We start from the raw sequence: 14,408 nt of genomic DNA on the forward strand, positions 1-14,408 counted from the left end.
GGGGATGTAGGTACATACCTACATCCCCTCAAGACCTCACCGTGCCGGGTCCGGCAGCACCGGCTTGCGGTCCGGATAGGCGGGCCGCTTGAAGGTGGGCGGCGGGTTCTTGGCCAGCTGCTCCAGCGCCACGGCCACCGCCTTTTCCAGTTGCGGATCGTGGCCCTGGCGGATCAGGGCGGGGTCCTGCTCCACCTCCACATCCGGCGGAATGCCGATGTTCTCCACCTCCCACTCGCCATGGGTGCCGTAGATCGCCCAGCGCGGGGCGGTGATGGAACCGCCGTCCATCAGCGGCGGATAACCGCCGATGCCCACCAGGCCGCCCCAGGTGCGCACGCCCACCAGCGTGCCCAGTTGCGCCTTGCGGAACAGCCAGGGCAGGGCGTCGCCGCCGGAGCCGGACATCTGATTGATGATCATGACCTTGGGGCCATAGATGGCCTGCGCCGGCTCCACCATGTCCTCGCCCTCGCGGGTGGTGTTGATCATCTGCGGCGTCTTCTTCATCTGCTCCACGATGAAATCCGCGATCTGGCCGCCGTGGTTGAAGCGCTCATCGATGATGGCACCCTGCTTGCCCACCTGGGAGTAGTAGTAGCGGTTGAAGTTGGCGAAGCCACCGGCCGCCGTGTCCGGCAGGTAGACGTAGGCCAGGCGCCCGCCGGACAGTTCGTCGACCTTGCGGCGGTTTTCCTCCATCCAGGTGTGCAGGCGCAGCTTGGCCTCCGAAGCCAAGGGCACCACCGTCACTTGGCGCGACCCGCCGCCATCGGCCTTGGGGCCCACCGTCAGCACGGTCTGCTTGCCGGCCGTGCCCAGGAAGTAGCGGTAGACCTCCTGGTCCGCCTTCACCTCGTTGCCGTTGACGGCCAGCAGGTAATCGCCCACGGCGACGTTCACGCCCGGCTGGGTCAGGGGCGCCCGCGCGCCCGGTGTCCAGTTCTCGCCCTCCAGGATGCGGGCAAACTGATAGCGGTTGCCCACCACCTTGTAGTCGGCGCCCAGCAGGCCGACGCTGACCTTGTCCTGCTTGGGGAAGGTGCCGCCGCCCACGAAGGTGTGACCCAGGCCGATATGGCCGGTCATCTCGGCGAACAGGGTGTTCAGGTCCACGCGGCCGGCCAGCGCCTCCAGGAAGGGGGCGTAGACCCGCTCCGCCTTGGCCAGATCCAGGCCCTGGGCCTTGGGGTCGTAGAGGAAGTCACGCTCAATGCGCCAAGCCTCGTGGTACATCTGCCGCCACTCGGCGCGCGGGTCCACCCACACCTGCATATCGTCCAGCTTCAGAGCCCCGGCCCCCGCGTCCGGCGCCTTGTCGGCCCCGTTCACGAACCAGCGGCCGTGCTGGGCGTACAGCACCTTCTGTCCATCGGCCGAGACGAAGAAGCTGCCGGGGTCCACGCTGTCCAGGAACTTGTCGGTCTTGCGCGTCTTCAGGTCGAAGCGGGCGACCTCCAGGCTGGGCGAGCCGCTCTCGCCCCCCTCCAGGTAATCCTCGTCCGTCAGGGCGACGGGACCGGCGCTGGCGAAAATGACGCCCTCCGCCCCCACGTCGATGCCCGCCAGGTTCACGCGCGGGATGGGCAGGGCCAGGGTGCGCTGCTCCAGGCCGGCGAAGTCGATGCGGACATCCGCGCCCTTCTTGCCCTCACCCTTCTTGTCGCCGTCCTTTTTGTCGTCATCCTTCTTATCGGCCTTCTTGTCGGCCGCCGGTTCCTCATCGCTCTCGGGCGCCAGGGGCGACGGCAGGTCGCGGCGCAGCACCATGACGTAGACGCGGCCATTGGTGGCGCGGCCCATGCTGGACATGTCCAGCCAGCCCTGGTCCAAGCCGTTGTCGGTGAACGACACAAAATACAGGTACTTGCCGCCCCGGTCGAAGCGCGGTGACATGGCGTTGCTGCGCCCGTCCGTCACCATCTGCGTCTTCTTGTCGGCCAAGCTGTAGACGAAGATGCCATGCAGATGGTTGGGCAATTGCTTGGAATAGGCGATCCAGCGGCTGTCCGGCGACCACGCCGGGTTCAACTGGCTGGTGGGGCTGTCATAGCGGTCGGTGTCCACCTTCACAGGGGCGGGGTGGTCGCCGGCGTGCTCCACATCCACCACCCACAGGTTCAACCGCTTGTCGGTATAGGCGATCTTCTTGCTGTCGGGCGCCCAGACGGGGCTGTAGAAATAGCTGGGCGGCTGGCCCAGGCTGATGACCTTCACCGCCCCCTGCCCGTCGGACGACCGCAGGTGCAGGGCGTATTCGCCCCCTTCGTCGGAGAACCAGGCCACCGTCTTGCCGTCCGGCGACCAGGCCGGATCGCGGTCAGCCACGCCCGGGCTTTGCGTCAGGTTGCGCACGTCGCCCTTTTCCGCCGGCACCGACAGGATCTCGCCATGCGTCTCGAACAGCACGCGCTTGCCGGTGGGGGAGAGTGCCGCGTGCAGGATCTGGTCCGGGTCCAGGGTTTCCAGGTGCGCCCGGGTCTGCGGCAGCTCCCCGGAGATGGTCACCGGCACGGCGCGCGTCTGATGCGTCGCGGTGTCGTACAGGTTCAGGCTGCCGAACTGGTCATAGACGATGCCACCGGGGCCGGCCGCCGCCGACTGGATATCGAAGCCCTTGTCATTGCGGACGACGGACGTGACCTTGGCCGTCTTGACGTCATAGGCGTAGAGGGCCACGGGGCCATCGCGGTCCGACAGGAAATAGACGGTGTCGCCCACCCAGATCGGGTTGCGGTCGTTGGAGTTGTCGCGCGGGATCTTGACCACGCTGCTGTCACTCAACGCCGCGATCCACACCCGCGAGGTCTGGCCGCCGCGATAATGCTTCCACGCCGGCTGCCACTGCGAGAAGGGGACATAGGCCAGGCGGGCGCCGTCGGCCGAATAGCTGGCCTGGAAGCCCGAGGGTAGCGGCAGCTGCGTCGGCACACCGCCACCGACCGGAACGGTGTAGAGCTGTTCCAGGTCGCGCGGCGTGGTGCGCAAGGTGCGGAACAGCACGTTCTTGCCGTCCGGTGTCCAGCCCACCACCACGTCGCGGCCGGGATGCCAGGTCAGGCGCTGCGGCTGGCCCCCGGTGGCGGGCACGACATAGACGTCGGTGTTGCCGTCATAGGTGCCGGTGTAGGCTACGAGGCTGCCATCGGGGGAGAAGACGGGGCCGCTGTTCTGCCCCTGCCCCGACACCAGCAGCGTGGCCTGCCCGCCCGCCCGCGGCACGGTCCAGATCTGCCCGCCATAGTCGAAGGCGATCAGGCTGGCCGACAGGCTGGGATGCTGCAGCATCAGCGGCGGCGGAGCGGATTTTGATTCGGGCGGTTTGACCTGGGCCGTGGCCCCAGAGGATATGACCGAACCGGAAACCAAAAGGCACGCGAGCGCCACGCCAAGCCAACGCATCAGACACCGCCGGGTTGTGAAAAGACTTAAGCCGATTGTTCCATACCGTGCAGCCGCCCGCTACCGCCTTGAACGGCCTTGATGACCGGGAGGGCGGGACCGACCGTCGCACCAGGAACGGCCCTGCCGACGCCGCCCTCAAATCGGCGTCGTGCTACCGATTCCCGGTGGGAAATGCCGTCCAGGGTGGCAGAATCCACGCTGGCCCCCGGACCGGACCACGGTCCTAAGGGCCAGGGGGAAGAACGATGGGTTGGAAACGGTGGCCCGGGACCATGCTGCGCATGGCCCTGATGGTCGGGGCCCTGATGGCGGTTTTGGCCGCGGTGTCGCCAGGCCAGGCCCTGGCCGACGGGCCACAGCCGGCCGATGCCCCCGCCTTCTTCACCATCGTCTATCCCCGCGCCACGGAGAACGCCACCGACCCGCGTGACGATTACCCCTTGGGCCTGCTGCGCCTGGCGCTGGACAAGATGGGCGCCCACTACACCATCCGCCCCAGCGCCCTGGCCATGGAACAAGCGCGCGCCGCCGTCGCCCTGCAACAGGGGCGGGAGATCACGCTGCTGTGGAACGGCATGTCCACCCGGCTGGAGCGGGAACTGCGGCCCATCCGCATCCCCATCTACCGCGGCGTCCTGGGCTATCGCCTGTTCATCATCAACAAGGCGGCGCAGGCTCGGTTCTCCGCCGTCCGGGGTCTTGAAGACCTGAAGGCGTTGACGGCGGGCCAGGCCCTGGGCTGGCCGGACGTGGACATCCTGCAGGCGGCGGGACTGCCGGTGGAGGCCTTTCGCTACGATCTGCTGTTCCGCCTGGTCGGCCTGAACCGCATCGATTATTTCCCCCGCGGCGCCAACGAGATCTTCGCCGAGGTGGCGCAACGCGCATCCGAGGTGCCCGACCTGACGGTGGAGCGGGACCTGGTCCTGGTCTATCCCTTCGACAGCTTTTTCTATACCAGCAAGGCCAACGAGGCCCTGGCGTCGGTGATCGAACAAGGCCTGCTGAAAGCCTATGAGGACGGGTCCTACCTCAAATACTTCAACGACAGCCCCTACATCCGCCAGATGCTGACCGAGGCCCACCTGGACACCCGCCGCCGCATCGACATCCCCAACCCGCTGCTGTCGCCGGAGACGGCCGCCCTGCCGGACAAGTTCTGGTATGGGCGGTAGACGAGAAGAAGGGTTACCGTTATTGTATCCATCAAGTTTTACTTAATCATAATGACGGAGGTCTGCTCTTTGATGCAGCCAAAGATGAGCCATGTACATACATACGATGCAATCCGCAAATGTATATATTGCGGAAAGGGTGATAATTTTGAAAATCTAACGACGGAACACATCATTCCTGAGAGCCTTGGCGGAACAATAAAACTACCTTCTGCAAGCTGCTCCGATTGCCAAAAATTTACGAGCGCATTTGAGGGAAGGAACGCCGGCCGCCTGTTTCGGCCGGTGCGACGTCAATTCGATTTTCCCTCAAAATCCCGCGGCCGAAAACAGAAAGAATTACGTCAAAATGAAACATTTAGGGTAATTGTTGATGGAGTAAAACGTGACTTACCAGCTAAAGATTACCCAGGATTGCTGATAACATTTGAATTTCCATATCCGACAGCATTGATGGGAATCCCACCAACATTCGAAAATTTCGCGGGAGGAATATCAATTGCAACACTCCCCGACTTTGGCTTGAGGCTAAACGCTTTACGAGCAAGGTATGGAAATGCTGTTTCTTTTCCGACATCTGGAAATTCTGAGGACGTTGGCCGTCTGCTAGCAAAGATCGGTTACAGCTACGCCGTGGCAGAGCTTGGACTGAATGTTTTCAAACCTTATGTTCTTGGAATCATCCGAGGCCACGACGTCAGCTTATTGCGCCATTTAGTTGGCGGAGACCTAACAAAATCACCAGCCGGAGATGATCTTCATGAAATAGAGTTGGTACCGCCAGGAGCTTTAGGATTCCCGAACTTAGTAGTCGTTCGGATTCGTCTATTTGCAAACTGCCCTGGCACTGCAACCTATCTGGTTGTGGTAGGTGAAATCGGCACACTGACCTGACCGATCTCTTTTTATTGAGCCGTGCATTACGCCATCTTCTATGGCCCCCCTCACAACACCGGCACAGGCCCCAGCGGGAAGCGCTGCTTGATGCGGGCCAGCAGGCTGTCGCGCACCTGGCGGTAGGCGGCGAGCCGGGTTTCGCGGTTGCCTTCGATGAAGCTGGGGTCGAAGGTGTGCCAGAATTCCACGTCGCAGGCGGTGGTGCGGGTCATTTCCACCGCGCGGTGCTGCGCCTCCGGCGACAGCGACACCACCAGGTCGAAGCTGGTGTCCTCCAACTGGTCGAAGGTCTTGGCGCGGTGGCGGCTGATGTCGATGCCCATCTCCTCCATCACTGCGGCGGCGAAGGGGTCGGGGTCGCCCTCGCGCACGCCGGCGCTGTCGACATAGAGGCGATGGCCGTGCAGGTGGCGCAGCAGGGCGGCCGCCATGGGCGACCGAATAGAATTGTGGGTGCAGGCGAACAGGACGCTGGTGATCTGGGCCGGATGCACGGCGGGGGCGAAGGCGGCGAAAGGATCCGGGGTATCCGCCATTGCCGCCCTCAGCCCCGGATATGCAGGACGCAGATGAGGGTGAACAGGCGGCGGGCGGTGCCATGGTCCATGGTCACCTTGGCGGCCAGCCGCTCACGAAGCAGGTCGGAGCCTTCGTTGTGCAGGCCCCGCCGCCCCATGTCGATGGCCTCGATCTGGGAGGGGCTGGCGGTCTTGATGGCCTTGTAATAGCCCTCGCAGATCAGGAAATAGTCGCGGATGACGGTGCGCAGCGGCGTCAGCGGCAGGGTGATGCGGTCGACCTCCGCATCCCCTTCATCCCGCAGGTCGAAGACCATGCGGTTGTCCTCGATGGACAGGTACAGGCGATAGGGGCCGGCATCCGGATGGTCCACTAGCTGAAACTGCTGGTTCTCCTCCACCAGGTCGAACAAGGCCACCGCCCGCTCATGCTCCACCTCCGGCCGGCGGCGGATGGCCGTCTGCTCCACCAGCTGGACGTGGACGATGCGCTGGCGGCCATCATCCGGAGGCTTGGCGTCGGACATCCGAAGCCCCCTCAGCGGCCCAACCGCACGCGGACCGACAGCGCGTGCGCGCCCAGGCCCTCGGCATCCGCCAAGATGGCGGCTTGCGGCCCCAGGCGCCCCAGGCTGGCGGCATCGCAGCCCACCAGCGTGGTGCGCTTCATGAAGTCCAGCACGTTCAGGCCGGAGGAGAAGCGGGCGCTACGGGCTGTGGGCAGCACATGGTTGGGACCGGCGATGTAGTCGCCGATCGCCTCGGGCGTGTAGCGGCCCAGGAAAATGGCGCCGGCATGGGTGACCTTGGCCGCCAGGGCGTCCGGATCGGCCACCGCCAGTTCCAAGTGTTCCGGGGCCAGGCGGTCGACCAGGGCCACCGCCTCATCCAGGTCGCGCACCAGGATGGTGGCGCCGTTGTTGCGCCAGCTGGCGCCGGCGATGACGGCGCGGGGCAGCGTCTTCAGGTGGGTGTCCACCGCCGCCCGCACCGCCTGGATGAAGGCGGCGTCATCGCTGATCAGGATGGACTGGGCGCTGCTGTCATGCTCCGCCTGCGACAGCAGGTCGGCCGCGATCCAACTGGGATCGTTGGCGCCATCGGCCACCACCAGGATTTCGGACGGGCCGGCGATCATGTCGATGCCCACCGTGCCGAACACCTGGCGCTTGGCGGCGGCGACATAGGCGTTGCCGGGGCCCACGATCTTGTCCACCGGCCGGATGGTGCGCGTGCCATAGGCCAGCGCCGCCACCGCCTGGGCGCCGCCCACGCGGTAGATCTCATCCACCCCGGCGATGCGCGCGGCGGCCAGCACCAGGGGGGACAGCGCCCCCTCCGGCGTCGGCACCACCATGGCCAGGCGCGGCACGCCCGCGACCTTGGCCGGGATGGCGTTCATCAGGACGGAACTGGGGTAGGAGGCCAGGCCCCCGGGCACGTAGAGGCCCACGGCCGACAGCGGCGTCCAGCGGGCGCCCAGGCGCACGCCCGCGTCATCCACATAATCATAGGTGTCGGGCGTCTGGCGGCGGTGAAAGGCCTCGATACGGGCGGCCGCGACCTTCAGCGCCTCGATCACCTCGGGATCGCAGGCGGCCACGGCGGCCTCGATCTCGCACTCGGCGATGCGCAGCCGGTCGGGCGTCAGGTCCAACTGATCCCAGCGGCTGGTGTATTTGATCAGCGCCTCATCCCCGTGCAGGCGCACGTCGCGCAGCACCTCGGCCACGGCGTCGGCCACGTCGCTCTGGGATTCCCGCTTGGCATGCAGCAGCCGGTCGAAGTCCGCCTCGAAGCCGGCATCGGTGGTGCGCAGGTCACGCGGCATGGCTGACAACCTCCGTGAAACGGTTGATCCAGTCCTGGATCTCGGGGTGGCGCGTCTTGAACGCGGCGCGATTGACGATAAGGCGCGAGGTCACGTCGGCGATATGCTCGATCTCCACCAGGCCGTTGGCCTTCAGGGTGGCGCCGCTGGACACCAGATCGACGATACGCTGGCACAGGCCCAGGCTGGGCGCCAGTTCCATGGCGCCGTTCAGCTTGATGCATTCCGCCTGCACGCCGCGGCGGGCGAAGTGGCGGCGGGTGACCTCGGGATACTTGGTGGCGACGCGCACATGGCTCCAGCGCGACGGGTCGTCGCCCTGCGCCTCGGCCACCGGCTCGGCCACCGCCAGGCGGCAACGGCCGATGCCCAGGTCCAGGGGGGCGTAGATTTCGGGGTAGTCGAATTCCATCAGCACGTCGTTGCCGCACACACCCATCTGGGCGGCGCCGAAGGCGACGAAGGTGGCGACGTCGAAGCTGCGCACGCGGATGATTTCCACGTGCGGCAGGTTGGTGGCGAAGCGCAGCGCCCGGCTCTTGGGATCATCGAAGGCCGCCTCGGGCCGCAATCCCACGGCCTCCAGCAGCGGCCGCACCTCATCCAGGATGCGGCCCTTGGGCAGGGCCAGGGTCAGCCGCTCCGGCGCGCCGGAGACGGCGGCCGTATGCGCATGCCCCGACGGGGAGACCGGGGACAGCGGGGCGGATGAGGGCGGCGCGGCGGCAGGCATGGGAAACGCGGGCTCCGATGGACGAACCCCATTCCGGGTCCGGAGGGCCGCAGAATAGCAGATCATCCGCCTCCGCCAACGCCCTGGGATGGAGGGCAGCCCTGTCCGTTTGCGGGAGGCGCCACCCAGCGGCTTACAGCCCCTCCCGCCGCCATCCCCGCGTAGGCTTGCTTAATTTCCCTGCGGAGCCGGGCCATGGGCCGGCAGGGTGGCCAGCGCCGACTTGCAGTCTGGCGACAGCTTGTCCTCATGCGCCTTGAGGCAAGCCAGGATGCGGCCGCCACCGGGCTGCTCATCCTTGCACAGCGTCTGGCGATCCTGCTGGCAAGCCTTCATGGCCTCGCGGGCCACCGGGCCCGCCGGCTGGCCGTCCTGGGATTGGGCGAATGCCGCAACCGGCGCCACGACCAGCGAAAGGGCGAGGATGGCGCGTGAAAGCATCTGGGTCATCATGGGGGCATCCTTGTCATCAGCGGCGGCAAATCCGCCGTCTGGCCCTGGTACGCGGGAGTCATCGGCAAATCTTCGTCCGGCCATCCAGAAAAATTCGCCGCGCGACCCAAATACAACCAGCCCTGACCGGCGTATCAGCATCAAATCCCCCGTTCCGCATGAGGCCCGGTCATGGCCATCCCTGGTGGCGCCAGTGTCATTCCCTTGGAGTTCTACCCCGTCGTCGCGGCGGCGGTGGCGGCGGAACTGGCTTGGTACGCCCATCGCCGCCGGCCCTACCCCTGGGCGGAGACGGCGACCTCACTCGCCATTTTCCTGATCCGCGTTCCCGCGAAGCTGGCGTCAGCCGGCATCCTGGGCGCTGTCGCCTGGTTCATCTGGATGCACCGCGCCGCCACCCTGCCCTTGGACCGCTGGTGGGGCCTGGCCCTGCTGTTCGCGGCGGTGGAGTTCTGCTATTATTGGGCCCATCGTCTGGGGCATGAAGTGCGCTGGGTTTGGGCGTCGCACAGCGTCCATCATTCCCCCACCTCCCTGCACCTGGCCAGCGCCTTCCGCCTGGGCGCGACGGAAACCCTGTCCGGTGGATGGTTGGTCTACCTGCCCCTGTATTTCCTGGGTTTCAACCCGGTAGCCGTGGCGGCCATGCTGGCGCTGAACCTGTTCTACCAGTTCTGGCTGCATACCGAGGCGGTGGGGACACTGGGCCCGCTGGAATGGGTGTTGAACACCCCCGCCCACCATCGGGTGCACCACGCCAGCAACCCTTGCTATCTCGACCGGAACTACGGCGGCGTGGTCATCGTCTGGGACCGGCTGTTCGGCACCTTCGCCGCCGCGCGGCCGGAGGTGCCGCTGACATACGGGCTGGCCCATGCCACGCCCAGCGTCAATCCGGTGGTGGTGTGCTCGCGCGAATGGGTGGCCATGGGGCGTGACGTGATCCGGGCGCGAGGCCTGCGCGGGCGCCTGGGCCAGCTGTTCGGCCGGCCTGGCGACAGTTTGAGCGCGCGTGCCCTTATTCCGCAACGGGACTCCCCGTGACGGAGCGGCACCCCAACAGCCTCGCACCGGCGTGTCATGACGGCGGGGAAGACGACGACGCGCTGATGGCCCGCATCGCGCAGGGGGACGAACGGGCGCTGCGCCAGGTGGGTCAGCGCCACTACGCCACCACGTGGCGGTTGGCCAGGCGCCTGCTGACGTCGGACGCCGAGGCCGACGACGTGGCGCAAGAGGTCCTGGTGCGGGTATGGAACCACGCGGGGCGCTGGGCGCCCGGGCGCGCCCGTCTCTCGACCTGGCTGTACACCGTCACCTATCGGCTGTGCGTGGACCGACTGCGCGCCCGCCGCCACGCCCCGCTGGAAGAGGCGTTGAACGTGGCTGATCCGGCGGAGGGCGTGACCGAACGCATGGAACGCCGGTCGGAACGGCAGAAGGTGCGGGATGCCCTGGCCACCCTGCCGGAAAGGCAACGTGCCGCCCTGGTTCTATTCTATTACCAGGAGATGCCGGGGCCGCAGGCATCGGCGGTGTTGGGCCTGACGTTGCGCGCCTATTGGTCACTGCTGTATCGCGCCCGAAGCGCCCTGGAGCGGGCGTTGACCAAGGGCGGCAAGGAACTTGTTGGAACAGGGGGTGAGCCATGATCCTCGAGGAATTCGCCCAATTGCTGGCAGCCCACGGGCCGGATATCGAGCACTGGCCACCAGGCACGCGGCAGGCGGCCCGGCGCCTGCGTGACCGGGACACGGATGCGCGCACCCTGTGGGAAGGCGCCTTGCGCCATCGGATGCCCCTTGTGGACGACCAGCTGAACGGCATGCCGGACGCCAGCCGTATCCAGGCCGGGATCGACGCCAGCCTGCGCCGCATTCGCCGGCGTCAGGATCCCGCCGCACCTCCTTGGGCCCGGTGGTTGTCCTGGCGGCCGGCCGGTGCCGTTTTCGCCACCATGGCCGTGGCCGGCTGGCTGGCTGGCACCTGGCTGACACCAGCGCCCGAGACGGCGACGATGACCACGGCCTCGCTAACCTCCCTGTTCACCCTGACCGGCGTGGGCGGCGACTGGCTGGTTCAGTAGCGCCCCCGTCAATCGTCCAACGAAGGCTTGCTCCGATGCGGTCACCCATCCTGCGCTTGGTTTTCATCCTGTCCTTGGCCGTGAACCTGTTCCTGCTGGCCTTCATCGGGGCGCAACAGTGGCGCCAGCGCGCGGCCCTGGGCACCCTGCCCCCGATGCTGGCCCGTTCCGCCGCTGGCAACGCCCTGGCCACCATCATTGGCCAGTTGGCGGAAGAATTGCCGCCGGAGGATAGCCGCCTGCTGCGGGCCGCCATCCTCAGCCACATGACGCAACTGGAGACGGCGCAGGGCCGCTTCGCCGACGCCATGAGCCAAGTCAGGGCCGAAATCGACCGCACACCGCTGAACCCAGACGCCCTGCGCGCCGCCATGGCCAACGCCCGCGAACAGCGCCAACCCATCGGCCCGGTGTTGGAGGACATCATGATGGAGGTGCTGCCCAAGATGTCCCCTGAAGGGCGGCACATCCTGGCCCGCTATCGCGGACGCTGACCTCATAGCGCCGCCCGCCACAGCTCCAGCGCCGCGAAGGCCAGGAAGGCCAGCCCGGTGGTGATGTCCAGGGCCCGGGCCAGGCGCGGCGCGATCATGCCGCGCAGGGTTCCCACCCCGGCCACCAGGACGGCCCACCACAGCATGGATCCGGCGGCCACGCCGGCGACGGTGGTGGTGATGCGCAGCCGCGCCATATCGGCACCCGCCAGGGTGGCCGCAGGCACGACGGCTGTCAGCATGGCGGCGAAGACGATGATCGTCGGCGGATTGGTCAGGGTCAGCAGGAAGGCGGAAACCCAGGCCCGGGGTAGGGACAGGGTGACGGCCGTGGGTGCGGCGTCCGCCCCCGGGGCGGCGGTGGGCTTGTGCCGCAGCGCGGCGACCGCCAGCCAGGCCAGGAACAAGCCGGCCGCCAGGTGCAGGGGCCGGCCATGGTCGGCCACGAAGGCCGACACCTCCGTCAGGCCCAAGGCGGCGACACCGGCGTAGACCCCGTCGCCGCTGGCGATGCCCGCCCCGGTGGCCAGGCCCAGGCGCCAGCCGCCGGCCAGGGTGCGTCGCATGCACAGGAAAGCCATGGGCCCCACCGGGGCGGCCACGCCCAGGCCCAGCAGCATGGCCTTGAGGAAGACGCCGGCGAAGGCGGCCGGCAGGAACAGGTTGGGCGCGATGGTGATCAGCGTGTCCAGGTCCATGAGAACCATCCCAATTTTAAAAGGTCGTTCCCGCGCCACCCTGGAAATGCAAGAGGGTGGGGCCCTCGCCCCCCTGGGGGCGGACGGCATCGGGCGGGATTGGGGAGTCGGAAATACAAAAAAGCCCCGCGGGCGGTGCTCGCGGGGCCTGTTATCGGGTGCGTGGGTGGCGGCGTTTAGCCGTTATCCCCCAATACCCCTGCCATAAACAGACAAAGCCCCACCCCAACCGGCACAGCGGTTTGCTGGCTAAATTGGGGGACGAGGCGCATCGGAATATGACCATTTGTTGTGATGGGCTGGAGGCTAAGCCGGCAGCCCGTCATCTCACAACCTGAAAGTGCGCGTTGCTGAAAGAAAAATGTGACCGGGTGGCTTTCAGGGCACACCCGGTCACTAGGCTCCCTGGTGCCAAGGCCGGTTCCCGGTAAGGGGACGTACGGGGAAGGGCCGGTTTGGGGGACGGGCTCCAGGGTGGGGGATGGCTAAATCAGAGGATGTCCAATCAGGGGACGGCGGTTTCCGGGCGGGCGGCACCGGCCGCCTGGGCCAGGGCCCGCCGCACGCCCTCGGCGTAGTCGGGGTGGACCTTGGCGAAGTGGCCCAGCTGACGCTCCACGATGGTTTCCGGCACCCCCTGCATGGCGGCGGCGATGTTGGCGAACAGCCGGTTCTTCTGGCCCTGGTCCATCAGATTGAACAGGGCGCGGGGCTGGCCGTAGTCGTCATTGCCGGCACGGTGGTCATGGCGGGCGACGTCACCCGACAGGCGCAGGGGCGGTTCCGCGACGCTGGGGTCCTGGGCGGGGCCGCCCAGGCTGTTGGGCTCGTAATAGGCATCGGGGTTGCCGGTGTCGTTGCGGAAGAAGCGCATGGCCCCGTCTTTGTGATAGTGGTGCACCGGGCACTTGGGCTGGTTCACCGGCAGCGCCTCGTAATGCGTGCCCAGGCGATAGCGGTGCGCGTCGGCGTAGGAGAAGATGCGGGCCTGCAGCATCTTGTCCGGGCTGTGGCCGATGCCGGGCACCACGTTGGACGGGCTGAACGCCGCCTGCTCGATCTCCGCGAAGTAGTTGTCCGGGTTGCGGTTCAGCTCGACCACGCCGACATCGATCAGCGGATAGTCGGCGTGCGGCCACACCTTGGTCAGGTCGAAGGGATTGTAGGGCGTCTTGTCGGCGTCGGCCTCGGGCATCACCTGGACCTGCAGGGTCCAGCGCGGGAAGTCGCCCGCCTCGATGCTGCCGAACAGATCCTCCTGGTAGCTTTCGCGCGACCGGCCGACCACCTGGGCCGCTTCGTCATTGGTCAGGTGCTTGTGGCCCTGCTGGGTCTTGAAGTGGAACTTCACCCAGAAGCGTTCGCCCTGGTCGTTCCAGAAGCTGTAGGTGTGGCTGCCGTAGCCGTTCATGAAACGCGGGCTGGGCGGCAGGCCGCGATCCGACATCAGGATGGTGACCTGGTGCAGGCTTTCCGGCGACAGGGACCAGAAGTCCCACATCGCCGTGGGGCTACGCAGGTTGGTGCGGGGATGGCGCTTCTGCGTGTGGATGAAGTCGGGGAACTTCAGCGGGTCGCGGATGAAGAAGACCGGCGTGTTGTTGCCCACCACGTCCCAGTTGCCTTCCTCGGTATAGAACTTGACGGCGAAGCCGCGCACATCGCGCTCGGCATCCGCCGCACCCAGCTCACCGGCGACGGTGGAGAAGCGGATCAGCAGGTCGGTCTTCTTGCCCACGGCGCCGAACAGCTTGGCCCGGGTGTAGCGGGTTATGTCGTGGGTCACGGTCAGGGTGCCGAAGGCGCCCCAGCCCTTGGCATGCACCACGCGCTCCGGAATGCGTTCGCGGTTCTGGTGCGCCAGCTTTTCCATCAGCTGATAGTCCTGCATCAGGACGGGGCCGCGCGGGCCGGCGGTCAGGCTGTTCTGGTTGTCGGCGATGGGGGCGCCGGCCGTGGTGGTCATGCGGGGCGGCTGCTGGGTCATGGCTAAGGTCCCTCGTCGTCTCATTGGCTGGGGCGCCCGCGGCGCCCGACACAGCAAAGCTAGGCCGTGAGGGCCCATTGGTAAAATCGATTGTTCAAATCGTGACGATAGGTCACATATATCAACGAGCC

At 66.6% G+C, this 14,408-nt stretch carries 14 protein-coding genes; 6 read left to right on the plus strand and 8 right to left on the minus strand.

Annotated features, from left to right (window positions below):
* Nucleotides 1-36: 36 nt before the first annotated feature.
* A complete protein-coding gene (locus tag ULB03_RS18205; protein WP_322484520.1) occupies nucleotides 37-3,288 on the minus strand; it encodes a S41 family peptidase in 3,252 nt (1,083 codons plus the stop codon).
* Nucleotides 3,289-3,677: 389 nt separating this feature from the next.
* Between ULB03_RS18205 and ULB03_RS18210 the strand changes: the two genes are divergently transcribed.
* The gene (locus ULB03_RS18210; protein WP_322484521.1) at nucleotides 3,678-4,580 is read left to right on the plus strand and encodes a hypothetical protein; all 903 of its coding nucleotides are present in this window, start codon (nucleotides 3,678-3,680) and stop codon (nucleotides 4,578-4,580) included.
* A 72-nt stretch (nucleotides 4,581-4,652) separates the two neighbouring features.
* Nucleotides 4,653-5,474, plus strand: coding sequence for an HNH endonuclease (locus ULB03_RS18215; RefSeq protein ID WP_322484522.1), 822 nt, complete (start codon nucleotides 4,653-4,655; stop codon nucleotides 5,472-5,474).
* A 50-nt stretch (nucleotides 5,475-5,524) separates the two neighbouring features.
* On the opposite strand, the gene ULB03_RS18220 is transcribed toward ULB03_RS18215, so the two are convergent.
* The 5 genes from ULB03_RS18220 to ULB03_RS18240 all read right to left on the minus strand — a co-directional run bounded on the left by ULB03_RS18220 (nucleotide 5,525) and on the right by ULB03_RS18240 (nucleotide 9,012).
* Nucleotides 5,525-6,013: an arsenate-mycothiol transferase ArsC gene (locus tag ULB03_RS18220; protein WP_145732513.1), complete on the minus strand. Its 489-nt coding sequence runs from the start codon at nucleotides 6,011-6,013 to the stop codon at nucleotides 5,525-5,527.
* 8 nt (nucleotides 6,014-6,021) lie between these two features.
* Complete coding sequence (locus tag ULB03_RS18225; RefSeq protein WP_145732515.1) at nucleotides 6,022-6,522, minus strand: UPF0262 family protein; 501 nt, start codon at nucleotides 6,520-6,522, stop codon at nucleotides 6,022-6,024.
* A gap of 11 nt (nucleotides 6,523-6,533) precedes the next feature.
* Nucleotides 6,534-7,826, minus strand: coding sequence for a histidinol dehydrogenase (gene hisD, locus ULB03_RS18230; RefSeq protein WP_322484523.1), 1,293 nt, complete (start codon nucleotides 7,824-7,826; stop codon nucleotides 6,534-6,536).
* Nucleotides 7,816-8,559 (minus strand): ATP phosphoribosyltransferase, encoded by a 744-nt coding sequence (gene hisG / locus ULB03_RS18235; protein ID WP_322484524.1) that lies wholly within the window; start codon nucleotides 8,557-8,559, stop codon nucleotides 7,816-7,818. The genes hisD and hisG overlap by 11 nt, the downstream gene beginning before the upstream one ends.
* Nucleotides 8,560-8,730: 171 nt before the next feature.
* Nucleotides 8,731-9,012, minus strand: coding sequence for a cysteine rich repeat-containing protein (locus ULB03_RS18240; protein ID WP_322484525.1), 282 nt, complete (start codon nucleotides 9,010-9,012; stop codon nucleotides 8,731-8,733).
* Nucleotides 9,013-9,183: 171 nt separating this feature from the next.
* On the opposite strand from ULB03_RS18240, the gene ULB03_RS18245 reads away from it, so the two are divergent.
* From ULB03_RS18245 to ULB03_RS18260, 4 genes are read left to right on the plus strand one after another with little or no spacing between them, the layout of a single operon-like run.
* A complete protein-coding gene (locus ULB03_RS18245; protein ID WP_322484526.1) occupies nucleotides 9,184-10,056 on the plus strand; it encodes a sterol desaturase family protein in 873 nt (290 codons plus the stop codon).
* On the plus strand, nucleotides 10,053-10,664 hold the full coding sequence (locus ULB03_RS18250) for a sigma-70 family RNA polymerase sigma factor (protein WP_322484527.1): 612 nt from the start codon (nucleotides 10,053-10,055) through the stop codon (nucleotides 10,662-10,664). The genes ULB03_RS18245 and ULB03_RS18250 overlap by 4 nt, the downstream gene beginning before the upstream one ends.
* The gene (locus ULB03_RS18255; RefSeq protein ID WP_322484528.1) at nucleotides 10,661-11,098 is read left to right on the plus strand and encodes a hypothetical protein; all 438 of its coding nucleotides are present in this window, start codon (nucleotides 10,661-10,663) and stop codon (nucleotides 11,096-11,098) included. Before ULB03_RS18250 ends, ULB03_RS18255 begins: the two co-directional genes overlap by 4 nt.
* A gap of 35 nt (nucleotides 11,099-11,133) precedes the next feature.
* Nucleotides 11,134-11,592: a periplasmic heavy metal sensor gene (locus ULB03_RS18260; RefSeq protein WP_322484529.1), complete on the plus strand. Its 459-nt coding sequence runs from the start codon at nucleotides 11,134-11,136 to the stop codon at nucleotides 11,590-11,592.
* A 2-nt stretch (nucleotides 11,593-11,594) separates the two neighbouring features.
* Here ULB03_RS18260 and ULB03_RS18265 read toward each other — a convergent pair whose 3' ends face one another.
* Complete coding sequence (locus ULB03_RS18265) at nucleotides 11,595-12,290, minus strand: LysE family translocator (protein WP_322484530.1); 696 nt, start codon at nucleotides 12,288-12,290, stop codon at nucleotides 11,595-11,597.
* Between the two features lie 505 nt (nucleotides 12,291-12,795).
* Complete coding sequence (locus tag ULB03_RS18270) at nucleotides 12,796-14,277, minus strand: catalase (RefSeq protein WP_322484531.1); 1,482 nt, start codon at nucleotides 14,275-14,277, stop codon at nucleotides 12,796-12,798.
* Nucleotides 14,278-14,408: the final 131 nt, after the last annotated feature.

Source organism: Nitrospirillum goiasense, from assembly GCF_034427435.1.
Lineage (GTDB): Bacteria > Pseudomonadota > Alphaproteobacteria > Azospirillales > Azospirillaceae > Nitrospirillum.